Annotated in this window: 17 protein-coding genes; 8 read left to right on the top strand and 9 right to left on the bottom strand. The window is 67.5% G+C overall.

All coding sequences use genetic code 11. From position 1 onward, the window contains the following. Positions 1-3: 3 nt before the first annotated feature. Complete coding sequence (locus tag ACFRAH_RS16810; protein WP_377992042.1) at positions 4-1,122, bottom strand: LacI family DNA-binding transcriptional regulator; 1,119 nt, start codon at positions 1,120-1,122, stop codon at positions 4-6. 104 nt (positions 1,123-1,226) lie between these two features. Here ACFRAH_RS16810 and ACFRAH_RS16805 point away from each other — a divergent pair, with 104 nt between their 5' ends. Genes ACFRAH_RS16805 through ACFRAH_RS16785 form a run of 5 tightly spaced genes read left to right on the top strand, consistent with a single transcriptional unit; the run spans position 1,227 to position 9,790 of the window. After that, positions 1,227-2,162 (top strand): carbohydrate ABC transporter permease, encoded by a 936-nt coding sequence (locus tag ACFRAH_RS16805; RefSeq protein ID WP_377992041.1) that lies wholly within the window; start codon positions 1,227-1,229, stop codon positions 2,160-2,162. Positions 2,163-2,164: 2 nt separating this feature from the next. Then, the gene (locus tag ACFRAH_RS16800) at positions 2,165-3,109 is read left to right on the top strand and encodes a carbohydrate ABC transporter permease (protein WP_377992040.1); all 945 of its coding nucleotides are present in this window, start codon (positions 2,165-2,167) and stop codon (positions 3,107-3,109) included. A gap of 43 nt (positions 3,110-3,152) precedes the next feature. Then, the gene (locus tag ACFRAH_RS16795; protein WP_377992039.1) at positions 3,153-4,496 is read left to right on the top strand and encodes an ABC transporter substrate-binding protein; all 1,344 of its coding nucleotides are present in this window, start codon (positions 3,153-3,155) and stop codon (positions 4,494-4,496) included. Between the two features lie 34 nt (positions 4,497-4,530). Beyond that, complete coding sequence (locus ACFRAH_RS16790; protein ID WP_377992038.1) at positions 4,531-6,558, top strand: beta-galactosidase; 2,028 nt, start codon at positions 4,531-4,533, stop codon at positions 6,556-6,558. A 49-nt stretch (positions 6,559-6,607) separates the two neighbouring features. Then, positions 6,608-9,790, top strand: a complete 3,183-nt coding sequence (locus tag ACFRAH_RS16785) for an Ig-like domain-containing protein (protein ID WP_377992037.1) — start codon at positions 6,608-6,610, stop codon at positions 9,788-9,790. A gap of 59 nt (positions 9,791-9,849) precedes the next feature. Here the strand turns inward: ACFRAH_RS16785 and ACFRAH_RS16780 are convergent, their stop codons facing one another. Together ACFRAH_RS16780 and ACFRAH_RS16775 are read right to left on the bottom strand one after the other, a co-directional pair. Next, complete coding sequence (locus ACFRAH_RS16780; RefSeq protein ID WP_377992036.1) at positions 9,850-11,061, bottom strand: ROK family protein; 1,212 nt, start codon at positions 11,059-11,061, stop codon at positions 9,850-9,852. A 10-nt stretch (positions 11,062-11,071) separates the two neighbouring features. Next, the gene (locus ACFRAH_RS16775) at positions 11,072-12,358 is read right to left on the bottom strand and encodes an FAD-binding protein (RefSeq protein WP_377992035.1); all 1,287 of its coding nucleotides are present in this window, start codon (positions 12,356-12,358) and stop codon (positions 11,072-11,074) included. 212 nt (positions 12,359-12,570) lie between these two features. Between ACFRAH_RS16775 and xylA the strand changes: the two genes are divergently transcribed. From xylA to ACFRAH_RS16760, 3 genes are all read left to right on the top strand, one after another. Next, a complete protein-coding gene (xylA, locus tag ACFRAH_RS16770; RefSeq protein ID WP_377992034.1) occupies positions 12,571-13,761 on the top strand; it encodes a xylose isomerase in 1,191 nt (396 codons plus the stop codon). 18 nt (positions 13,762-13,779) lie between these two features. Further along, positions 13,780-15,255, top strand: coding sequence for a xylulokinase (xylB, locus tag ACFRAH_RS16765; RefSeq protein WP_377992033.1), 1,476 nt, complete (start codon positions 13,780-13,782; stop codon positions 15,253-15,255). Between the two features lie 199 nt (positions 15,256-15,454). Continuing rightward, positions 15,455-17,206 (top strand): HNH endonuclease, encoded by a 1,752-nt coding sequence (locus tag ACFRAH_RS16760; RefSeq protein WP_377992032.1) that lies wholly within the window; start codon positions 15,455-15,457, stop codon positions 17,204-17,206. Here ACFRAH_RS16760 and ACFRAH_RS16755 read toward each other — a convergent pair. The 6 genes from ACFRAH_RS16755 to ACFRAH_RS16730 are packed head-to-tail and all read right to left on the bottom strand — an operon-like array spanning position 17,203 to position 23,114. Further along, positions 17,203-18,333, bottom strand: coding sequence for a Gfo/Idh/MocA family protein (locus ACFRAH_RS16755; protein WP_377992031.1), 1,131 nt, complete (start codon positions 18,331-18,333; stop codon positions 17,203-17,205). The genes ACFRAH_RS16760 and ACFRAH_RS16755 overlap by 4 nt on opposite strands. Further along, entirely contained in the window at positions 18,318-19,016 is a 699-nt protein-coding gene (locus ACFRAH_RS16750; protein ID WP_377992030.1) for a ThuA domain-containing protein, read from the bottom strand. Before ACFRAH_RS16750 ends, ACFRAH_RS16755 begins: the two co-directional genes overlap by 16 nt. 50 nt (positions 19,017-19,066) lie before the next feature. Then, positions 19,067-20,071, bottom strand: a complete 1,005-nt coding sequence (locus ACFRAH_RS16745; protein WP_377992029.1) for a sugar phosphate isomerase/epimerase family protein — start codon at positions 20,069-20,071, stop codon at positions 19,067-19,069. Positions 20,072-20,079: 8 nt separating this feature from the next. Then, complete coding sequence (locus ACFRAH_RS16740; RefSeq protein ID WP_377992028.1) at positions 20,080-21,288, bottom strand: Gfo/Idh/MocA family protein; 1,209 nt, start codon at positions 21,286-21,288, stop codon at positions 20,080-20,082. Positions 21,289-21,309: 21 nt separating this feature from the next. Then, positions 21,310-22,212 carry a carbohydrate ABC transporter permease gene (locus tag ACFRAH_RS16735; protein ID WP_377992027.1) on the bottom strand — a complete coding sequence of 301 codons (903 nt, stop codon included), beginning with the start codon at positions 22,210-22,212 and terminating at the stop codon, positions 21,310-21,312. Next, on the bottom strand, positions 22,212-23,114 hold the full coding sequence (locus tag ACFRAH_RS16730) for a carbohydrate ABC transporter permease (protein ID WP_377992026.1): 903 nt from the start codon (positions 23,112-23,114) through the stop codon (positions 22,212-22,214). Before ACFRAH_RS16730 ends, ACFRAH_RS16735 begins: the two co-directional genes overlap by 1 nt. Between the last annotated feature and the right edge of the window lie 5 nt (positions 23,115-23,119).

Genomic DNA, 23,119 nt, shown 5'->3' with positions numbered 1-23,119 from the left:
CCGTCAGTCCGCGCGTGGGGCCGCCGTGCTCTGCCGGATCACGAGTTCGGTGGGCACCAGGGTGACGCCGGGTTCGGTGGTGTTGGTGCTGAGCTGCTCTAGGACGTTGTCGACGCAGCGTTCGCCGACGTCGGCGAAGTTCTGGTGGACCGTGGTGAGCGGGGGAGCGTAGGAGGAGGCTTCGGGGACGTCGTCGAAGCCGAGGAGGCTGATGTCGCCAGGGACTGATTTCCCTTTTTCCCGGAAGGCCCGCAGCAGGCCGAGGGCCATGTGGTCGTTGGCGGCGAAAACGGCGGTGCACCCGGGTTCGTCGGCGAGCCGCAGGCCGGCGGTGTAGCCGGAGTCGGCTGACCAGTCGCCACGGAGCACCGGCGGGACGGGCCTGCCGGCGGCGGTGAGGGTGCCCCGCCAGGCGGCGGCGCGGCGTTCGCTGGCGAAGGATTCCTCGGGGCCGGCGACGTGCCAGACGGTCCGGTGGCCGAGGTCCAGAAGGTGCCTGACGGCTTTTTGGGCGCCGTCGGCCTGGTCGGTGTCGACAACGCTGTACTGCTCGCCGGCGTCGGAATCAACGACGACGACCTTCACTCCCGGTGGCAGCGTCACCGTGGCGGCGTCCAGAAGGTGGACTTCCATGATGGCGATCACCGCGTCGACCGCGAGTTCGCCCATCCTTGAGAACGCTCCCTGGATCCCGGCCTGTGTCGGGGCAGTGACCGGGATGAGCGTGATCGCGAAGTCCTGCCGGGCGGCGTGCAGGGCGATGGCCTCCAGGGTGCGCATGTTCCCCAGCGAGGAGAGCGAGAACGTGATGACGCCGATGGTCCGGAAGCTGCCGCGCTTGAGCGCCCGGGCGGCACTGTTGGGCCGGTACCCCAGCTCGTTCATCGCGTCAATGACCTGGCGCCTCGTGCTTTCGATGACGTCCGGGCTCCCGTTGGAAACGCGGGACACCGTCTGGGCTGACACGCCGGCAAGCTTGGCGACGTCGGCCATGGACACCTGCTGCTTCCGCCGCGGCGGTGAGCCCTCGGACGGTCTCGAGGAGGGCGCTGCGGCGATGTCCTGCGCGCGCAGCCCGGGCGACGCATTCTGGGCCGGGGGTTGACCGGGTAGGTGCTCCATGTCACCATCGTACCAACCATGTTTGCGCAAACACTCACAAAAACACTCACCAATGTTTACGCAAACAGAACACGTTCCGTCACCCGCCCGACAGAGGACCTTCCATGACAATGACGTCCCCGCACCTTGCGGCGCCGGCCGCCCCGGCCGCCCCGGCAGGCCGTCCCAGACGCACCAACCGCCGGTCCTGGGCGGGCTGGTGGTTCATCGGCCCCTTCATGGCGGTCTTCGCCCTGGTGTTCCTGGCGCCGATCGCCTATTCCATCTACCTCAGCGTCTTCCGCAACCAGCTCATCGGCGGCACGGCGTTCGTGGGCCTGGACAACTACGCCCGGGCCTTGGGAGACCCGCAGTTCTGGTCAGCGCTGGGCCGGGTCTCGCTGTTCCTGGCAGTCCAGGTGCCGGTCATGCTGTTCATCGCCCTTGTGGTGGCGCTGGCCCTGGACAGCGGCCGGCTCTACGGAAAGTCGTTCTTCCGGATCTCGATCTTCCTGCCCTACGCCGTTCCGGCCGTGGTGGCCACGCTCATGTGGGGCTTCATGTACGGCACCCGCTTCGGCCTGGTGGGAAACATCAACCAGGCCTTCGGCCTGAACCTGCCCAGCCCGCTCTCCCCGGAACTGGTCCTGGCCTCCATCGGCAACATCGTCACGTGGGAGTTCATCGGCTATAACATGCTGATCTTCTACTCCGCGCTGACCGTCATCCCCAAGTCCCTCTATGAGGCCGCCGAGATCGACGGCGCCGGCCAGCTGCGGGTCATCGCGGCCATCAAGCTCCCGGCCATCCGCGGCGCCATTGTGGTGGCCACCATCTTCTCCGTGATCGGCAGCTTCCAGCTCTTCAACGAGCCCAGCATCCTTAAGAGCCTCTCACCGAACACCATCTCAACGTTCTTCACGCCCAACCTGTACGCCTTCTCCCTGTCGTTCTCCGGGCAGCAGTACAACTACTCCGCCACGGTGGCGATCATCATGGGCCTGATCACCATGGCCATCGCCTACGCCGTCCAGGTCCGCGGCATGCGAAAGGAGCGCTGACCATGAGCGTCCAGACAGCCGCCCAGCCCCGCAGCGTTGGCACAGGCACGTCATCCCCGGCAAAGCTCCGCACCACACGTCTGCGGACCCCACGGACAGCACGGCGCTCGCGCCGGAGTGTGGCACTGACCCTCCTGATGGGGCTTGTCCTTCTCTACAGCCTCGCCCCGCTGTTCTGGCTTCTGGTCAATGCCACCAAGACCCAGGACGGGCTCCTCAACTCCTTCGGCCTCTGGTTCGCCGGCGATTTCGCCCTCTGGGACAACATCGCCCGGACAGCGACATACGACGGCGGGATCTTCCTGCGCTGGTTCGCCAACACAGTCCTGTATGTCGTCCTCGGCGCCGGCGGGGCCACCTTCCTGGCCGTCCTCGGCGGCTACGCCCTGGCCAAGTTCGACTTCCCCGGGCGGAAGGCCGTGTTCGCCGTCGTCATCGGTGCAGTTGCCGTTCCCGGCACGGCCCTGGCCGTTCCCACCTTCCTGATGTTCAGCCAAGTTGGCCTCACGAACACGCCCTGGGCCGTGATCATTCCCTCGCTCATCTCGCCCTTTGGCCTGTACCTGATGTGGACCTTCGCCTCGGAGGCCATCCCCACCGAGATCATGGAGTCCGCCCGGATCGACGGCGCGAGCGAGGCGCGCACCTTCTTCCAGGTCTGCCTTCCGCTGCTGACCCCGGGCATCGTCACCGTGCTGCTCTTCACCATGGTGGCCACCTGGAACAACTACTTCCTGCCGCTGATCATGCTGAAGAACCCGGACTGGTATCCCCTCACCCTGGGCCTGAATGCCTGGAACGCGCAGGCCGGCACAGCCGGCGGGGAAGCCATCTTCAACCTCGTCATCACCGGTTCCCTGCTCACCATCCTGCCGCTGATCGCAGCGTTCCTGCTGCTCCAGCGCTACTGGCAGTCCGGCCTGTCCGCCGGAAGCGTCAAAGAATAACGGCCCCCTCCCCCTCAATAACACCGCAGTTAGAAGGAAAACCATGATCAAGACCCTGACCCGCCGCGGCCTGCTGCAGAGCTCCGCCGTCGCCGCAGCACTCGCCCTCGGGCTCACCGCCTGCGGAAGCGGCGGCACCGCAGCACCGCAGCAGACCGTCAACAGCGACGCCGTCGAAGCCGCCCTCCAGAAAGGCGGCAAGCTCACGGTGTGGGCCTGGGACCCGTCGCTGAAGAAGGTCGCCGAAGGCTTCGAGGCCAAATACCCGAACGTGGACGTCAACCTGGTTAACGCCGGCACCGGCAACGACCAGTACACGGCCCTGCAGAACGCGATCTCCGCCGGCTCCGGCGTGCCCGATGTCGCGCAGATCGAGTACTACGCGCTTCCGCAGTTTGCCCTGGGCAAGTCACTGGCTGACCTGGGCCAGTTCGGCGCCAAGGATCTCGACGGCACCTTCACCGCCGGCCCGTGGTCCTCGGTGCAGGCACAGGGCGGCGTCTACGGCCTGCCCATGGACTCCGGCCCCATGGCGCTGTTCTACAACAAGGAACTCTTCGACAAGCACGGCATCGCGGTGCCCACCACGTGGGACGAGTTCCTCGAGGCCGGACGCGCACTGAAGAAGGCAGACCCCAAGGCCTACATCGCCAACGACACCGGCGACGCCGGCTTCACCACCAGCATGATCTGGCAGGCCGGCGGCAAGCCCTACCAGGTGGACGGCACCAACGTCGGCATTAACTTCTCCGACGAGGGCTCCGCCAAGTTCGCCGAAACCTGGCAGAAGCTCATCGACGAGAAGCTCCTGGCCCCCATCAGCTCCTGGAGCGACGAGTGGTACAAGGGCCTCGGCAACGGAACCATCGCCACCCTGTCAACCGGTGCCTGGATGCCCGGGAACCTCGTCTCAGGCGTCGCCGGCGGGTCCGGCAAATGGCGGGTCGCCCCGCTGCCGCAGTGGGAGAAGGGCGCCAGCAGCAGCGCCGAAAACGGCGGCAGCTCGCTGGCCGTCCCCGCCGCCAGCAGCCAGGCCGCACTCGCCTACGGCTTCCTGAAGTACACCAGCGTGGAGGACGGCATTCAGACCCGGATCGACCACGGGGCATTCCCCGCCACGTCCAAGGACCTCGCCTCGGAGAAATTCCAGAACACCGAGTTCAAGTACTTCGGCGGCCAGAAGGCCAACCAGATCTTCGCCGAATCAGCCAAGAACGTCCCCGCCGGCTGGTCCTACCTGCCCTTCCAGGTCTACGCCAACAGCATCTTCAACGACACCGCCGGCCAGGCCTACGTCTCCGGCACCAAGCTCAAGGACGGCCTGACGGCCTGGCAGGATGCCTCGCTGAAGTACGGCACCGAGCAGGGCTTCACGGTCAAGCAGTAACCACCCGCAAACACACCTCCGAAAGAGGAAATCCATGCCCTACCCAACCCACCACCGCTGGCTGCGCTGGCCGTCCCCGGGCACCAAGCGGCTGGCCTTCGGCGCCGACTACAACCCCGAGCAGTGGCCCCGCGAGGTCTGGGCAGAGGACGTCCGGCTCATGAAGGAAGCCGGGGTCAACATCGTGTCCCTGGCGATCTTCTCGTGGGCACGCCTCCAGCCCGCACGGGACACCTGGGACTTCACCTGGCTCGACGACGTCATCAACCTGCTGCACGCCAACGGCATCGCCGTGGACCTCGCCACCGCCACGGCGTCGCCACCACCCTGGCTTGCCGCCGAACACCCGGAAATCCTCCCGGTCACCCGGAACGGCGAAACCCTCTGGCCGGGCGGCCGCCAGCACTGGCGGCCCACGTCGCCGGTGTTCCGTGAGCACGCGCTGGCGCTCGTGCGGACCATGGCTGAGCGGTACAAGGACCACCCCGCCGTTTGCGCCTGGCACGTCTCCAACGAGCTCGGCTGCCACAACATCTATGACTACTCCGACGATGCCGCAGCCGCCTTCCGCGTCTGGCTCCAGGACCGCTACGGCACCCTAGAGGAGCTGAACGCCGCCTGGGGGACCGACTTCTGGTCCCAGCACTACGCGGACTGGAACCACGTCCTCCCGCCGCGCCAGGCCGCGTCCTATCCGAACCCTACTCAGCAGCTGGACTTCAAGCGCTTCTCCTCGGACTCGCTGCGGGACTACCTCCGCGCCGAGCGCGCGATCCTCGGCAGCATCACCCCGGACATCCCCGTCACCACCAATTTCATGGTGATGGGGGAGACGAAGGGGATGGACTACGCGGCCTGGGCAGCCGACGTCGACTTCGTCTCCAATGACCACTACGTGGTCCCGGGCCCGCAGGACCATGACGAGCTGTCCTTCTCCGCCAACCTGACCGGCAATATCGCCGGCGGCAACCCCTGGTTCCTCATGGAGCACTCCACCAGTGCGGTCAACTGGCAACCCGTCAACACCCCCAAGAAGCCCGGAGCCCTGGCCAGGGATTCCCTCACCCATGTTGCCCACGGCGCCGATGCCGTCTGCTTCTTCCAGTGGCGGCAGTCGCGGGCCGGTGCGGAAAAATACCATTCCGCGATGGTTTCGCACGCAGGCAGCAACAGCCGGCTCTTCCGTGATGTCACCGCCCTGGGGCAGACGCTGGACGGGCTGTGGGCGCTCGCGGGCAGCCGTCGTGAACCGGCCCGGGCCGCGATCCTGTTCGACTGGGACTCCTGGTGGGCGAGCGAGCTGGACTCGCACCCGACGGACCGCCTCCGGTACCGGCAGGAGGCGCTCGACTGGTACTCGGCGTTCCTGGCCAACGGCATCCGCGCGGATGTCCTCCCGGTGGCGTCCTCACTGGAGGGATACCAGCTGGTCATCGCGCCCGTCCTGCACGTGGTGCCTGCTGAGGTGCGCTCCCGCCTGACCGGCTTTGTCGAAGCCGGCGGCCACTTGGTGACCACCTATTTCTCGGGCATCGTGGACCAGAATGACCACGTGTGGCTCGGCGGGTACCCGGGGGCGCTCAGCGGGCTTTTGGGAATCCGGGTGGAGGAGTTCGGCCCGCTGGCGCCGGGGGAAGAGGCCATGCTCGACGGCGGCTCACCAGGCACGCTGTGGGCGGACTCCGTGGCCACCACGTCCGGGGAGACCAAGGTCCTGCGCCGGTTCACCTCCGGTGACCGCGCCGGAGAACCGGCCGTGACGCGGCGCAGCGTGGGCGGCGGGTCGGCCGGCTACGTGGCCACACGGCTTGGGCCCGACGGCCTGGTCCCCGTCCTGCGGGAATTCGCGGGCCTGGCCGGCGTCGAATCTGAACTGCCCGCGGAACTGCGGGGCGCCGTCGAACTCGCCGTCCGCACCGGGGAGAACGGCCGCTTCCAGTTCCTGATCAACAGGACGGACCACGCGGTGGACATCTCCGCAGTGCCCGGAGAGGCGCTGGCGGGCGAACGCACGGCCAAGCTCGCCGCCCGCGGCGTGGCAGTCCTCAAGAGCCCCGAGTAAAAGCAGCAATCCCCAGAGACCAGCACTTCACCGCACCGAAGGGACTTCAATGACGAACAGATCCAGACGGCCCTGGGCCGTGACCGCCGCAGGCGTCACCGCGGCGGTCCTCTCCGCAGGGCTCGTGGCCGGACCTGCGCTGGCCAGACAGGCAACCGATGAACCCGTGCCTGCCGGCGCCGTGACCGTGCGGCCGGACCCGTCCTACCAAGGCGACGCCTTCGAGGGGTGGGGTACCAGCCTGGTCTGGTTTGCCAACGCCACCGGCGGCTATCCGGACGAGATCCGCAACAAGCTCGCCGACATGGTTTTCGGCGACGAGGGGCTGAACCTCAACATCGCCCGGTACAACGTCGGCGGCGGCAACGCCCCCGACGTCAAGGACTACCTCCGTCCCGGTGGCGCGGTGCAAGGCTGGTGGAAGGCCCCCGCGGGCACCACCCGGGCGGACAAGGACTGGTGGGACCCGAAGAACCCGGACCACTGGAACCTTGACGCTGACCAGACGCAGCGCTGGTGGGTGGACCGGATCAAGAACGACATCACGCACTGGGAAGCCTTCAGCAACTCCCCGCCGTGGTTCCAGACCGTCAGCGGCTATGTGTCGGGCGGCTTCAACTCCTCGCAGGACCAGCTGCGGACCGAGAGCATCGACGACTTTTCCGCCTACCTGGTGGGCGTCGTCAAGCAGTTGGAAAAGGCCCACGGAATCAAGATCGATACGATCGATCCCCTGAACGAACCGAACACGCCGTACTGGGGAACCAGCCTGAACACAGCGGGCGAGCCGGTGGGCGGCCGACAGGAAGGCGCCCACGTCGGCCCGGAACTGCAGCAGAAGGTGGTCCAGTCGCTCGCCAAAACCTTGGCCGGTGCGGACACGGGCGCCGTCATCAGCGCCATGGACGAGACCAACCCCTCGACGTTCGCCAGCAACTGGAACAGCTATTCCGCCGAAGCCAAGGCCGATGTCGGGCAACTGAACGTCCACACCTACGGGACCGGGCAGCGCACGGCGGTCCGGGACATCGCCAAGGGCGAGGACAAGCCGCTCTGGATGAGCGAAACCGGCGGCTCCTGGATGGACGGGCAGAACTTCACCAGCATGCAGCCCGGCCTGGGCCTGGCCCAGCACATGGTCAACGACCTCCGCGAGCTGGAACCCTCGGCCTGGGTGTTCTGGCAGCCGGTCGAGGACTACAACAACATGAAGCCCGGCGGCGAAAGCGCCATCGGATCCAACTGGGGCGAGATCCAGCTGCCCTTCAACTGCGCGTCCGGGGACACCCTCCAGAGCTGCCCGATCTACACGAACACCAAATACAACACCGCGCGGAACTTCACGCATTACATCAAGCCCGGGGACCGCCTGGTCAAGGTGAACGACCAGAACAGCACGGCCGCGGTCACGGACGCCGGCGCCACCGTGGTGCACGTGAACGACAGCAAGCAGCAGCGCCCGGTCGCCCTGGACCTTTCCGGATTCGGGGCCGTCCAGGGGAACGCCACCGTGACGCCGGTGACCAGCGACGCATCGGGCGCCCTCGTGGAAGGTCAGCCGGTCGCCGTCGGAAAGGACCGCACGGCGGTCCTCACGGTGCCGGCCGAGTCGGTCACGACGTTCCTCGTCAAGGGCGTGCATGGCGTGGCCAAGGACGCCGCCCTTGTGCAGGCAGACCATGTCTACCGGCTCCAGGGCGTTGAGAGCGGCAAGTCCCTCACCCAGGGAACCGACGGTGCCGCCGTTATCCGTTCCGGTGCCGGCGCCGGCCAGCAGTGGAACCTTCGCCGCCTCAGCGGCGAGGACAGCAACCGTGCCCGCTACGCAATTGAAACGCCCGACGGCGGCCGGCAGCTCGCCGTCGTCGACGGCAAGCCTGCACTGGTCCCGGCGGAGCCCGCACCGGCTGCCGCCTCGCAGTGGACCATGTCCACCACCGGCGACGGCACGTACACGTTCGTCAACGCCGCCACCGGCCGGCTGCTCGAAGTAGGCGGACACGCCACCGCTGACGGGTCGCCGGTGACGCTGTGGACCGGCAACTCCGGCGAGAACCAGCGCTGGCGGGTCAGCGATGAAACTGTTCAGGGATTCCAGAACGTCACGGCCTTCACCGTCCCGGGCAGCTCTCCGCAACTGCCCGCCACCGTGGTGCCGGTCTACCGCGACGGCGCGCGCGGCGAACTGCCGGTGACGTGGACCATGCCGCCGTCGAGCCGCTGGAGCAAGCCGGGAACCGTTGGCGTGCGCGGAACGGCGACCGACGTCCTGGGCGTTGCCCATCCGGTGACGGCCAAGGTCACCGTGGACACGCTGGTCTCGACGCTCCCGGCCCGCGCCAAGACCTATGCCGGCGGAACGCCCGAGCTGCCTGCCACCGTGACTGCTGTGACTGCCGGCGGCAGCAAGGTGGAGCGGCCGGTTGCCTGGAATGCGGCCGGACCGTTCACCACCACCGGCGTAGCCACCGTTGAAGGCACAGCCGACGCCGCCGACGGCCGGTCGCTGCCGGCCACCGTGCGGGTGCAGGTGACCGAAGGAACGGCCGAGAACGTGGCCAATGATCCCGGCACGGTCTTCAGCGCCAGCTTCACCGAACCGGGCTACGGCGCCGCGGGGCTGGGCAACGGCAACCTGACGGACAAGGCCTGGTCCAACTGGAAATCCGGTACCAAAAATGCCAGCGACACGCTGTCCGTGGCGCTGGCCAGCCAGAAGACAGTGACCGGCGTGAAGGTCCACTTCTTCCGCGACGGATCCACCGACAGCTACGCCCAAAGCCTGCAGGTGCAGACCAAAGCGGCCGACGGCACGTGGCGGAACGCCGGCGGTGCCGTGCAGGTTCCCGGCGGCAGCCCCGCACCGGTCGTCACAGTTCCGGTTGCCAACGTGGACACCAAGGACGTCCGCGTGGTGCTCGCCGCCCGCCCGAACACCCACATGACGGTCAGTGAAGTGCAGGTTCTGGCGCTGGCCCCGGGCAAATCCTCCGACGCCGCTGCGGCAGGCATCTCAGTTGATGGCCAGCCGCTGGCCGGCTTCGACCCGGCCGTCACCTCGTACCGGGCCGGCGCTCAGGGCAACCGGCAGGAGGTCACCGCCACCGCGGTGGACCCCTACGCCACGGTCACCGTGCAGCAGGCGGACACTCAGTCCGGCACCGCCGTCGTCACGGTACGAAGCGAGGACGGAAGCCAGACCCGGACGTACGAGGTGGTTTTCGGCCGGTAGGTTCAACGGCGGTTTCACCGCAGGGCACCGGGCGTCCCCGACGGGCGCGCCCGGTGCCCTTATTCCGTGGCGGAACCCAAGCCGGCAGGATCCGCCAGGAAGCGGGCGAACCCCAGTTCCGCCGCGCCGATCATCATCAGGTTGGACCCAAGCGCCGCGGGGTGGACCTTGACCTGGCCGGCCGGGCCGTCCATGGCCTGGGACAGCAGTAGGTCATCGAGCGCGGACGGGGCGAGCCCGTAGAGGACACCCAGGAACCCGTCGAGGATGATCACTTCCGGATTGAAGGTGTTGACGGCGTTTCGCAGTGCGATGGCCAGGTAGCCCAGCTGCCGGGCGACTTCCCCCGTCACGGCGGGGCTGTCCGAAGCGCGCAGGGCCTGTTCCAGCTGGGCTGTATCACCGCCGGGGAGATCCAGCAGCTCGAAGAGCCGACCCTGCGACACCTCCGTTTCCAGGCAGCCCGTGGCGCCGCAGTGGCACCTGGCGCCATCAGTCCGCACGAGCGTGTGGCCCAGTTCCCCGGCATAGCCGGATGCGCCGCGCAGCAGCCTGCCGTCGGAAATGATCCCGCCGCCGATGCCGCTGGCCCCGCCGTTGAGGTACACCAGGTTGTCCCGCCCGGCACCTGCCCCGAAGATCAGCTCCGCCTCCGCCGCGAGCGACGCGTCGTTGGCGGCCTGGCATGCGTAGCCCGTGGCCTCGCCAAGCATCCGCGCCACCGGCTCGTCCCGCCAGCCCAGGTGCGGCGCATGGCGGACCGTCCCGTCGTCGGGGTTTACCAGGCCGGGGACAGCCACACCGATCCCGGTGATTCGGTACGAGTGGTCCAGCTCGGTGCGCATCCCCTCGATCACTGCCGCGGCGATATTGACCGCTTCCCGGGCGCTGGGAATCCGTTCGGTGGCGAAGCGGATTTTTTTCTGGACGATGCCGCCGAGGTTGACCAGCCCGATGGTGACTGCGTCGATCTCCGGGTAAACGGCCAGCGCCGCGATCGAAGGACTCGGTCGCACTTCGGGACTCGGCCGGCCCACCTGGGCTTCACCCGTCGGCGCCGTCTCGTACACCAGGCCGAGCGCAGCCAGCTGGCCGATCAGGGTTCCCACCGTCGACCTGTTGAGCCCAGTCCTTCGGGTCAGTTGCGCCCGGCTGAGGACACGGTGATGGTGGACCAGGGACGTGATCAGGGCCAGGTTGTTCCGGCGGGAGGGGTCGAGCTCGCTCGGCGGGGCGGTCGGGGCAGCCCGTTGGCGAGGGGAAGGCATCATCGGAACAGTATCAGCTGCCGAAAACTGCCCGGTCCAGGAAGCCGTTGCGGAACTTCCCCTCCGGGTCGAGCCGGCCGGCCAGGGCCTTAAAGTCGGCGAAGCGGGGGTAGAGCGGCGCGAGGCGGGCGGCGTCGCCGTCGAACAGTTTGCCCCAGTGCGGGCGGGCGCCGAATGGCGCCAGCTCGGCCTCGATCACGGGAAGAACGGCCTCGACGGCGGGCTGGTCCTGCCGCCAGGTGAGGTGCAGGCCGATGCCGTCGGTTCCGTAGTTCGGGCTCAGCCACAGGCTGTCCGCGGCCATGGTGCGGATTTCCGAGACCAGCAGCAGCGGCGTCACCAGGTGGGACAGCCGGCGCATCGCCTGGATGGCCTCGACTGCGTGCTCGCGGGGGACCAGGTACTCGCTCTGCAGCTCATCGCCCTTGCTGGGGGTGAACTCCATCCGGAAGTGGGCCAGCCTGTCGGACCACGGGCCGGGCACGCCGAACTGCTGCGTGCAGGTGGTTCCGGGCACGCCGGCGATCGGGTGCCTGGGTTCGGTGGCCGGGCTGCCGCCAAAGAACTCCGTGTGCTTCGCTTCCGGGTCAGTGCCCGCCGTCCGGGACTTCAGCCACGCCTGCGCAATCCTGTCGCCGCTCCAGTCCGTGAAGAGGCTGACGCTGTAGGCGGAGCAGGTGACGTCGTCGAAATTCTCCAGGACCCGGTCCCAGTCCAGGTCATCGAAGACTGTCTGCGCCACGTCGAATGTCGGCTCGATGTCCAGGATCAGGCTGCTGACCACGCCCAGGGCGCCCAGGCTGACCACCATGCCCTCGAAGTCGGCGTCGCCGCGGCGGGCGGTGAGGATCCCGCCGTCGGCCGTGACAATCTCAAGGCCGGCGACAGCGGTGGCCAGGTTCCCGTTGCGGTCGCCGGAGCCGTGGGTGGCGGTGGCGACAGCGCCGGCCACCGATATGTGGGGGAGGGATGCCAGGTTGTGCAGGGCGAAGCCCTGCCGCTGCAGTTCCGCCGCCAGGGTTCCATAGCGGGTGCCGCCGCTCACGGTCACCGTCAGCGAGTCAGGATCGACGTCGATGGCCGGCGCCAGGTGCTCCAGCGAAACCAGGACTCCGGACGTGTCTGCGATGCGGTTGAAGGAGTGCCGGGAGCCGAGGGCACGGAGCTTGGAGGCGCCGGCCACCAGTTCCTGGAGTTCGACGACGGTTGTCGGCTCCCGGAGCTCGGCTGCGGCGTACCTGAGGTTGCCCGCCCAGTTGTACTGCTCGGTGTGCAGCTCGGTTCCTGCTTCGCTAACCATCGCCAGCCCTTCGTTTGGTGTTTTAGAGAACATAACACCTTGTTGGAGGCCAGGGCTAGGTTTTTCGGTCCACGGGCTGCGAGTGAAGGCTGCGATAAGAGGGGTTGACAGTCGGAGGAAATCGAATATGTTTGTTTGTGGAACATTTACCCGGCTCTTCCCCGCTTTCCTTCTTCAGGGGCAGGTCCTCCACAACCAAACGGGAGCACTCAATGGCGATTCAGCCCACGCGTGAAGATAAGTTTTCCTTCGGCCTTTGGACCATCGGCTGGGAGGCGCAGGACCAGTTCGGGTCCGCCACCCGCCCGCCGCTGGACACTGTGGAGGCCATCAACCGGCTCAGCGACCTGGGCGCCTACGGCATCACCTTCCACGACAATGACCTCTTCCCGTTCGGCTGCTCGGCCGCCGACCGGCAGCGGGAAATCGACCGGTTGACCGGCGCGCTGAAGGCCACCGGCATGGTGGTGCCCATGGTCACCACCAACCTGTTCAGCCACCCGGTCTTCAAGGACGGCGGCTTCACCAGCAACGACCGCGGCGTGCGCCGCTTCGCCCTCCGCAAGGTCCTGGAGAACATCGACCTGGCAGCTGAGCTCGGCGCCGAAACCTTCGTGATGTGGGGCGGGCGTGAGGGCAGCGAGTACGACGCCGCCAAGGACATCCGCGGCGCCCTCGAGCGCTACCGCGAGGCCGTGAACCTGCTGGGCGACTACGTGACGGACAAGGGCTACAACATCCGCTTCGCCATCGAACCCAAGCCGAACGAGCCGCGCGGCGACATCCTGCTGCCCACCCTGGGCCACGCCCTGGCCTTCATCGAAACCCTCGAACGCCCCGAACTGGTGGGCATCAACCCGGAAACAGGCCACGAGCAGATGGCCGGGCTGAACTTCACCCACGGCATCGCCCAGGCGCTGTACCAGGGCAAGCTCTTCCACATCGACCTCAACGGCCAGCGCAGCATCAAGTTCGACCAGGACCTTGTCTTCGGCCACGGCGACCTGCAGAACGCCTTCTCCCTTGTGGACCTGCTGGAGAACGGCGGCCCCCAGGGCGGCCCCGCCTACAACGGCCCCCGCCACTTCGACTACAAGCCCAGCCGCACCGAGGACATCAACGGCGTCTGGGATTCGGCGGCCGCGAACATGCAGACCTACCTGCTGCTCAAGGAGCGTGCCAAGGCCTTCCGCGCCGACCCCGAGGTGCAGGCAGCCCTGGAGGCGTCGCGGGTTTCCGAGATCAACGTTCCCACCCTCAACCCTGGTGAGGGCTACGAGCAGCTCCTCGCAGACAGGTCCTCCTACGAGGATTTCGACGCCGACGCCTACTTCGGCGGCAAGGGCTTCGGTTTCGTGAAGCTCCAGCAGCTGTTCATCGAACACCTGCTCGGCGCCCGCTGACCCGTGGCGGCTGCTCCCATGAACCTCGTTGCCGGAATCGACTCCTCGACCCAAAGCTGCAAGGTGGTGGTGCTGGACGCGGACACCGGCGCCCTGGTCCGGGAGGGCCGCGCCGGCCATCCCGACGGCACCGAGGTCCACCCGGACCACTGGTGGCGGGCGCTGTCCGCAGCGTTCGACGACGCCGGCGGGCTCGCCGGGGTCAGCGCGGTTTCCGTGGGGGGCCAGCAGCACGGCATGGTGCTGCTGGACGCTGACGGCAACGTGCTGCGGCCCGCTCTGCTCTGGAATGACACCCGCTCGGCAGAAGCCGCCGCGGCACTCACTGACGAGGTGGGCGCTTCCGATTATGCCAAGCGGACGGGCCTGGTTCCGGTGGCCTCCTTCACCGTCACCAAAATCCGATGGGTCCGCGATCACGAGCCGGACATCGCCAGGCGGGTGGCCGCCGTCGTGCTTCCGCATGACTGGCTGACTTGGCGTCTGCGGGGCTACGGCCCTGCCGACGCCAGCCCGCTCGGTCCCGATCTGGGGCAGCTGACCACCGACCGCTCCGATGCCAGCGGCACGGGCTACTGGAACCCGGCCACCGGTGAATACGAGCTGGAGCTGTTCCGCCTCGCCTTCGGCCGGGATGCTGTCGAAGCCGGGGACGATGTTGCCGGCTCCGGTGATGCAGTGATCCTGCCGCGGGTCCTGGAACCGGGCGATTCAGCCGGTTCTGTCCATCCGTCCATCGCGGGGGAGGGTGTTCTCCTTGGTGCCGGTGCGGGGGACAACGCTGCAGCGGCACTGGGCCTGGGCGCCCGGGCGGGCGACGTCGTCGTGTCCGTGGGCACCAGCGGGACTGTGTTCGCCGTTTCCAGTGAGCCTCTTGGCGACCCGAGCGGAACCGTGGCGGGCTTCGCGGATGCGAGCGGGCTGTTCCTTCCCATTGCCGTGACCCTCAATGCTGCCCGGGTGCTGACATCCATTGCCGGGCTGCTCGGGGTGGACTTCGACGAGCTGTCCCGGCTGGCCCTGGAGGCGGAGCCGGGCGCGGGCGGCGTGGTGCTGGTTCCGTACTTCGAGGGGGAGCGGACGCCCAACCTGCCGCAGGCCACAGCGAGCTTCTCCGGGCTCAGCATTGCGTCCACGACGCGCAGCAACGTTGCACGGGCTGCCATCGAAGGAATGCTCTGCGGGCTGGCGGGGGGACTGGATGCGCTCCGCGCCCTGGGCCACCCTGCCGAGCGGCTGCTGCTGATCGGCGGCGCCGTGCAGAACCCCGCGGTCCAGCGGATCGCCGCCCAGGTGTTCGACCTGCCCGTGCTGATTCCCAGCCCCGGCGAGTACGTGGCCCGGGGAGCCGCCGTCCAGGCCGCCTGGGCGCTGACAGGAGAGCTGCCGAAATGGGACGTGGCACTGGACAGCACTCCCGAGCCGGACTTCCGGCCTGCCATCGCGGAGCAGTACCAGGCCGAGCAGCGCAAGGTGGCCCGGGCCGCCGGTTGAGCCTGTCGAAACCCGCGGAGCTTCTCCCCGACGACAAGCACAACCTCAGTAACAGATCAGGGCGTTTTCACATCTGGGAACGCCCTGATCCGGGCCATAGGTTTTGTCCCGGGCCGGATCCAAAAAAGTTTTTTAGATCCGTCTCCTTATGGGCTCTGAGCGGCCCTTTATTGTCGTACCCCCTTGGCAGACTGTGTGCATGGAGGTCATCGGGAATTCAGCACTGACAGCGGAGGCGCCGCAAGGCGACTTTCTGCATGCTGCCGCGGTTCCCGAAGCCCTTGTTCCGGCCGCAGTTTTCCCTGGGGGCGGGGTTCCCTTCGACGATCATCCCGACGCCGTGTATCCGGAGGACCCGTTCCCCGGAGGAGAGTATGCCGACGGCGATTTCCCGGAGGACCCGTTTCCCGAGGCGCTGTTTTACGGTTCCCAGGTCACCGGTGGCAGGGCCTCCTGCACGGGCACACCCCGGCCGAGTCTCGACGACCGGATCGGGGAGGTAAAGACTCTTTTACGGGCCGATCTCACCGCCGACGGTCCCGGGCTGATCGACCAGATCCGGGCGGGCGAGAACGTCAAGGCCATGATCGCCGGGCAACAGGCCAGGCTAGCCGTCGCGCTCGAGGCGAGACAGCGGCGGGAACAAGCCGAACTCGAAGCCGGGACCAGCCCGGGGCAGGCCCACCGCAGCGCCCTGGCGGCCGAGGACCTCGGCAAGAAACGCCCCAAAGAACACACGACCGGTGTGGCCGAGCAGATCGCCCTGGCCCGGGGCGAGTCCCCGCACCGCGGCGGCCGGCTGCTCGGCATGGCCAAAGCCCTGGTCACCGAGATGCCGCACGCCCTCGGTGCGCTGGATACCGGCCAGCTCAATGAAGAAAAGGCCATGTATGTCGTGAAGGAAACGGCCTGCCTGACCGTCGAAGACCGGGCCGCGGTCGATGAGGAACTCGCCGCCGACACCGGAACCTTCGACGGGGTCGGGACCCGCGGGGTCATCGCCGCCGTCAAAGCCGCCGCCACCCGACGGGACCCACGCTCCATCACCCAACGCGCCAGCCACGCCACCTCCGAACGGTCCGTCAGCCTGCGCCCGGCCCCCGACTGCATGACCTACCTGACAGCCCTGCTGCCCGCCCACCAAGGCGTCGCCCTCTACACGGCCCTCACCCGGCAGGCCGATGCCCTCCGCTCCGCCGGCGATCCGCGGTCCCGGAACCAGGCCATGGCCGACACCCTCGTCGAAAGGACCACCGGCACCCCCGGCGGCATCACCGGCATCGAGGTCAACCTCGTCATGACCGACCGCACCCTCCTCCAAGGCGACAGCGAACCCGCACGCCTCACCGGCTACGGCATCGTCCCCGCCGCATGGGCACGGAACCTCCTCAACCCCGAACAGGCACAGGAAACCGCGCACCAGGAAACCGCCGCAAAAGACGCGGTCAAGGACCTGAAAATCTGGCTCCGACGGCTCTACACCGCCCCGGACACCGGCGACCTCGTCGCCATGGACTCCCGGCGCCGACTCTTCCCGCCACCACTGCGCCGCTTCATCCAGGTCAGGGACGACACGTGCCGGACCCCGTACTGCGACGCCCCCATCCGCCACCACGACCACATCATCCCCTGGCACAACAACGGCCCAACATCCCTCGCCAACGGCGCCGGACTCTGCGAAGCCTGCAACCACATCAAAGAACTCCCCGGCTGGAAAACACAACCCAGACCAGGACCAAGACACACCATCGAAATCACCACCCCCACCGGCCACACCTACCGCTCAACCGCACCACCACTGCCCGGAACCAGCCGAACGCCGCCGGCCTGTCCGAGGACGGTCAGCGGAGTGGCCACGGCCCTCCCCGCAACGAGTAAGGCGGCGGCGGAAAATTCCGCCGCCGCCGAATCGGGCGCAACCAGGTTTGAGCCTCAGGACTTCCAGTCCTAGGAGCCGACCTCCGCGACCTGTGGTGCCAGGGTTGTCAGTTCCACGGCCTCCGGGCGTTCCGCCGTGCTCTGGATCTGCACCGCGGAACCGCTCTTAGCTGACGCGAGCACCGACTCCATCACCTCGAGGGCGTGGTAGGCGAGTTGGCCGCCGGCGCGCGGTTCGGAGCCGCGCGTGGTGGCGGCGAGGTCGGCGATCCCGAAGCCCCGGCCGGAATCCACGTAGCCGGCGGAGACGGGAAGTGTCTGCCAGTCCTCGGCGCCCAGTGCGAAAAGCTGGACCTCGCCGTCGAAATGATTCGGGTCCGGGACCACCAGCGAACCCCGCTCACCGTGGATTTCGATGTTCGGCGACTTGGACTTCACGGCATCGAAGCTCATGAACAGCGTCGACAGGGCGCCGGAGGCGTGCACCAGCACGCCGGTGACGTGGGAATCGATGTTTACCGGCACAGTCTCGCCGGTACGCGGACCGGACCCGATGGTCCGCTCGTCCCGGGTGTGGCTCGCGGCACCGATGACAGAGACGACCGGACCGAGCAGCGTGACCAGCGCGCTGACGTAGTAGGGGCCCATGTCCAGCAGGGGTCCGCCGCCGGGCTGGTAGTAGAAGTCCGGGTTCGGGTGCCAGCGTTCGTGGCCTGGCGTCACCATGGTGGCCGTGGCGCTGATCGGCGCGCCGATCAGGCCGTCGTCGATCGCCTTGCGGGCGGTCTGGATCCCGGTCCCGAGCACCGTGTCCGGGGCGCAGCCGACGACGACGCCCGCCTCGCGTGCCGCCGCCAGCACCTGCCGCGCCTCGGCGGTGGTCGCCGCGAGCGGTTTCTCCCCGTAGACGCTCTTCCCGGCGGCGATGGCTTTCAGGGCGACGTCGGCGTGGGCGGCCGGGATGGTGAGGTTCAGGACGAGGTCGACGTCGTCCGCGGCCAGGAGTTCGTCTACGGAGATTGCGCGGGCGCCGTCATAGTCGTCCGCGACGGCCTGCGCGCGTGCCGGGTCGAGGTCCGCCACGGCCACCAGTTCGATCTGGTCCAGCCTGCGGAAGTTCGCCAGGTACTGGGCGATGATCGCGCCGCAGCCAATGATGCCCACTTTCAACGGTGCAGAAGTATTTATCGGCTTGCCCACAGCAGGCCCCTTTCGATGATGGTGCGGACGTTCGTGTCCTGGAGGATGTCGACGCGGTGGCCGGGGGTGGCCACGAAAATCCGGCCCTTGCCCCACTGGCGGGTCCAAATGGCCGGGGATGTCACTTCGCGGTGCCAGGGGTCCCATTCGCGGACCTTCTGGGTGGTGGTGGCGAGGACGTCGATGTAGTCGTCGGCCAGGACCCAGTACTGCTCCGTGACGAGGTCAAAGTCGCCGATGCCAGCGGTGATGGGATGATCCGCGGCCGCGGGGAGCATGTTGACTGTGTAGGGGACGTAGTTGTCGGACTGCTCACCGGTGCATTCGTCGGGATGCTTGCCGGGGTGGCAGGCGAACTGGCCGCCGATCAGGTGCAGGTAGTCCGAGTTGTTCCGGTAGGAGTCAGCGATCCCGCCGTGCCAGCCGGCAAGGCCGGTGCCGTTTTCGACGGCGGCCCGCAGTCCCGCGAATTCGTCCTTTTCGATGGTGGTCATGGTCATGCACTGCATGATCAGGTCGACGCCGGCCATGTAGCCGGCGTCTGCGTAGACCTTGGGCGATTCCTCGACCCTGACGTCGTATCCGTTGTCCCTCAGGTACGGAATGAAAAGCTCGGTGGCTTCGAAGGGCTGGTGGCCGTCCCAGCCGCCCCGCACCACCAGCGCGGATTTAGGTTCTGTCATCACGGGAATTCCTTCTTGGTTGCAGCCGATAGCTGGTTGAGTGCATGGGGTCAGCGGGTGGCGAAGGCGGCGTCGAAAGCCGCGGCCGGCGGCGCAATCGCCGCAAGGCCCCTGACCAGCTCGAGCGCCTGCGGGGCGCCGGTCAGCCGGTCCATGCCGGCGTCTTCCCATTCGATGCTGGTGGGCCCGGTATAGCCGATCGCATTCAGCGTGCGGAAGATCCTGTTCCACTGCACATCGCCGTGCCCTGCAGTGACGAAGTCCCAGCCGCGGCGCGGATCCGCCCAGGCCAGGTGTGAGCCGAGCCGGCCGTTGCGCCCGTCGAGCTGCCGCACGGACTCCTTCACGTGCACGTGCAGGATGTGTTCGGCGAAGTCCTGCAGGAACATGACCGGGTCGAGGTCCTGCCAGATGAAGTGGGAAGGATCGAAGTTCAGGCCGAAGCCCGGCCGGTGGCCGATGGCTTCCAGGGTCCGTTTGGTGGTCCAGTAGTCGTAGGCGATCTCCGACGGGTGCACTTCGAGGGCGAAGCGCACCCCCACCTCGTCAAAGACGTCCAGGATCGGGTTCCAGCGGTCAGCGAAGTCCCGGTATCCGGCGTCGATCATTGCCTCCGACACCGGCGGGAACATGGCCACGGCCTTCCAGATCGAGGAGCCCGTAAACCCGGTCACGGTCTTCACACCAAGCCTTGCCGCGGCCCGGGCCGTGTCCATCATTGACTGTGCCGCACGGGAACGGACTCCCTCGGGATCGCCGTCGCCCCAGATGTCAGGTGTCAGGATGCCCTGGTGGCGCTCGTCGATCGGGTCATCGCACACGGCCTGGCCGGTGAGGTGGTTGGCGATGGCGAAGACCTGCAGGTTGTTCTTCGCCAGGATGTCCAGCCGGTCCTGGATGTACGAATCGTCCTCTGCGGCGCGGCGCGGGTCCAGGTGATCGCCCCAGCAGGCAATCTCCAGGCCGTCAAAGCCCCACTCGCCCGCGAGCCGTGCCACCTCCTCGAACGGCAGGTCGGCCCACTGGCCGGTGAAAAGCGTAATTGGTCGTGTCATCGGGGTTCTCAGACTTTCTGCCATTGGCTGGAGTTGGCGGCGCTGGCCTCCACCGCGGCCAGCACGCGCTGGACCTGCAGGGCGTCCGCGAAGGAAGGCCCAGGCTGCGTGCCCTGCGCGATCGCGGTGACCAGGTCCACCACCTGGTGCGTGAACCCGTGCTCGTATCCCAGGCCATGGCCGGTGGGCCACCAGTTGCCCACGTACGGGTGTTCCGGCTCGGTGACGAAGATCCGGCGGAAGCCGGCGTCGGGGGATTCGCCTGCATCGTAGAAGGACAGGGCGTTCATGTCCTCGAAGTCGAAGGCGAGGGACGCCTTGGTACCGTTCAGTTCCAGGCGCATCGCGTTCTTCCGTCCCAGCGCGTAGCGCGTGGCTTCAAAGACGCCGACAGCGCCCGGTGCGGCAGCGCCGCCGTCGAACCTTGCGTCTTCAAAGCGGGCGCTGAAGATGGCTGCGTCATCCACGGTGACGGCCCCGCGCGGGGCATCCCGGCCGGCGTCGCCGTGCCCGCCAAGCCCCACCAGGTCCCCGGCCAGGGGACGCTCCGGCACGAATGTCTCCAGCAGGGCGGAAACGCCGCTGATCTTCAGTCCGGTGATCCACTGGGCTGCGTCGATGCTGTGGGCACCGATGTCGCCCAGGGACCCGGACCCGGACTTGCTCCTGTCCAGCCGCCAGGTCATGGGGGCGTTCTCGTCGGACAGCCAGTCCTGCAGATACTGTGCGCGCACATGCCGGATGGTCCCCAACCGGCCTTCGTCCACCATCCGTTTGGCCAGCGCCAGGGCCGGCGTGCGGCGGTAGCTGAAGCCGCACATCGCGAACACGCCGCGCTTGGCGGCCGCCTCGGCTGCGACGGTCATGCGCTCCGCGTCCTCGACGGAGTTGGCCAGTGGCTTTTCGCACAGGACGTGCTTGCCGGCCTCCAACGCGGCGAGGGCGATCTCGGTGTGCGTGTTGCCCGGCGTGCAGATGTCGATCAGATCGATGTCGTCGCGTTCGATCAGGCGGCGCCAGTCCGTTTCAGTTGACTCCCAGCCGAGCTTGTCCGCGGCTGCCCTGACGCCGTCGGCATTTCTGCCGGCGACGGCGGTGAGCTGCGGCTGCAGGGGCAGGTCGAAGAAGCGGGGCGCTGTCCGCCAGGCATGTGAGTGCGCGGCGCCCATGAAGGCATAGCCCACCATGCCCACCCGCAGCGGCTTTGCCGTTGTCATCAGATGTCCTTTCGAGAAGATTTACTTGCTGAAGCCTGCGGTGAGGCCGCTGATCAGCTGGCGCCGGGCCACGATGTAGAGCACCAGCAGGGGCAGCGTGGCCAGCACCACCGAGGCGAGCACCGCCGGAATGTTGACGCTGAACTCGCCCTGGAACGTCCACAGGGACAGCGGCAGCACCCGCGTGGCCGGGCTCTGGGTCAGGATCAGCGGGAACAGGAAGCCGTTCCACACGTGCAGGGCGTTGTAGATGCCCACCGTGATCACGGCCGGCTTGGTCATCGGCAGCGCCAGGCGCCACAGCATGGCCCAGTCCGAGCAGCCGTCCAGGCGCATCGACTCGAACAGCTCGTTGGGGACGTCCCGCATGAAGTTCGACAGGATCAGGACGGAGACCGGAATCGCAAAGGCGATGGACGGCAGTATCAGCGCCAGCAGCGTGTCGTACAGGTGGGCGCGGGTGATCATCCAGTAGATCGGGATGATGGTGGCGTGGAGCGGAATGGCCAGACCCAGAAGGAAGAGGTTGTTGGTCCAGTTCACGAACCGGCCCTTGCCCCGGACGATGGCGTAGGCGGCCATGAACGAGACGAACAGCGCCGGAATGACAGTGCCCAGCGTGACCACCACACTGTTGACGAAGTACCGGGCAAAGTCGTTCTCCAGCACCAGCTTGTAGTTGTCCAGCGTGGGCTCGGCGGGCGGAAGCATCGGGTTGGTGGCGAAGAAGCCTGCCTGGTTCTTCAGGCTGGTGATCACCACGTAGTAGATGGGCAGGACGATCACGGCCAGCCAGAGCCAGCCGCCCAGGCCGCCCGGGAGGTTCAGCCGGCGCCGTCCGGCACGCCGGGACTTCAGCCGCGGCTCTGCCTGCGAAAGGGCCGGCGCCTCGGGGGCTGCGGGGAGCTGTGTCGTGGAGGCCATCAGGCTCCTTCCAATTGGCTGGCGTTGCGGTTCTTGCCGCCGAGGCGCTGCAGCAGCAGGGCCAGGCCCAGTCCGATAACGATGAGAATTACGCCGAGGGCGCTGGCGGCACCCATGTCGTTGGCCTTGAAACCGGTCAGGTACATGTGCAGGGGCAGCAGCCGGGTGCTGTAGCCGGGTCCTCCGCCGGTGAGGACGAAGATCAGGTCGAAGTAGGCCAGGCTGCCCACCACCATGAGGGTGGAGGAGGTGATGATGGTGTACTTCAGCTGCGGCAGTGTGATGTTCAGGAACTGCCGGACCCGCCCGGCGCCGTCGATCTCCGCGGCCTCATACAGGGACGTGGGGATCTGCCGCACGCCGCCTTGGTAGATGAGCGTGTGGAACGGGACGAACTGCCACGCGATGACGAAGACCACCACGAACAGGACGAGGTCCGAGTTGCCCAGCCAGTCCTGGATCAGGATGGGTACCTGAAGGCCCGGGCCGAGGCCGAAGTTCGGATCCAGGAGCGCCTTGAAAGCGATGGCGACGGCGGCCGAGGAGAGCAGGAGTGGCAGGAAGTACAGGACAGCCAGCGCTGCCCGGTATTTCTGCTTGCCGGCCGTGAAGACGCCGAGGAGCAGGCTGATCGGTGCCTGGACGATGAAGGAGAAGAACATGATCTTGGCGGTCACCAGCAGGGCGTTGCCCGTCACGGGATCGGTGAGCACTGTCGCCCAGCTGGATAGGCCCTCCAGACGGATCTCGCGCAGTCCGTCCCAGCTGGTGAAGCTGAGGAATACGACGCCGGCCAGAGGCACGACGGCGAACACCAGGAAGAAGACAAGGGCTGGCGCTGCCAGCCACCCCGAAGGGCCCGCGTCGCGGACCCTCCGGCGGACGGGACTGGTGGTGGACACGTCGT

The sequence above is a fragment of the Arthrobacter sp. NPDC056727 genome (genome assembly GCF_042790555.1).
Taxonomy (GTDB): domain Bacteria; phylum Actinomycetota; class Actinomycetes; order Actinomycetales; family Micrococcaceae; genus Arthrobacter.
The sequence above is the reverse complement of the archived record's forward strand: the minus strand, read 5'-3'. Positions and strand labels throughout refer to the sequence as shown.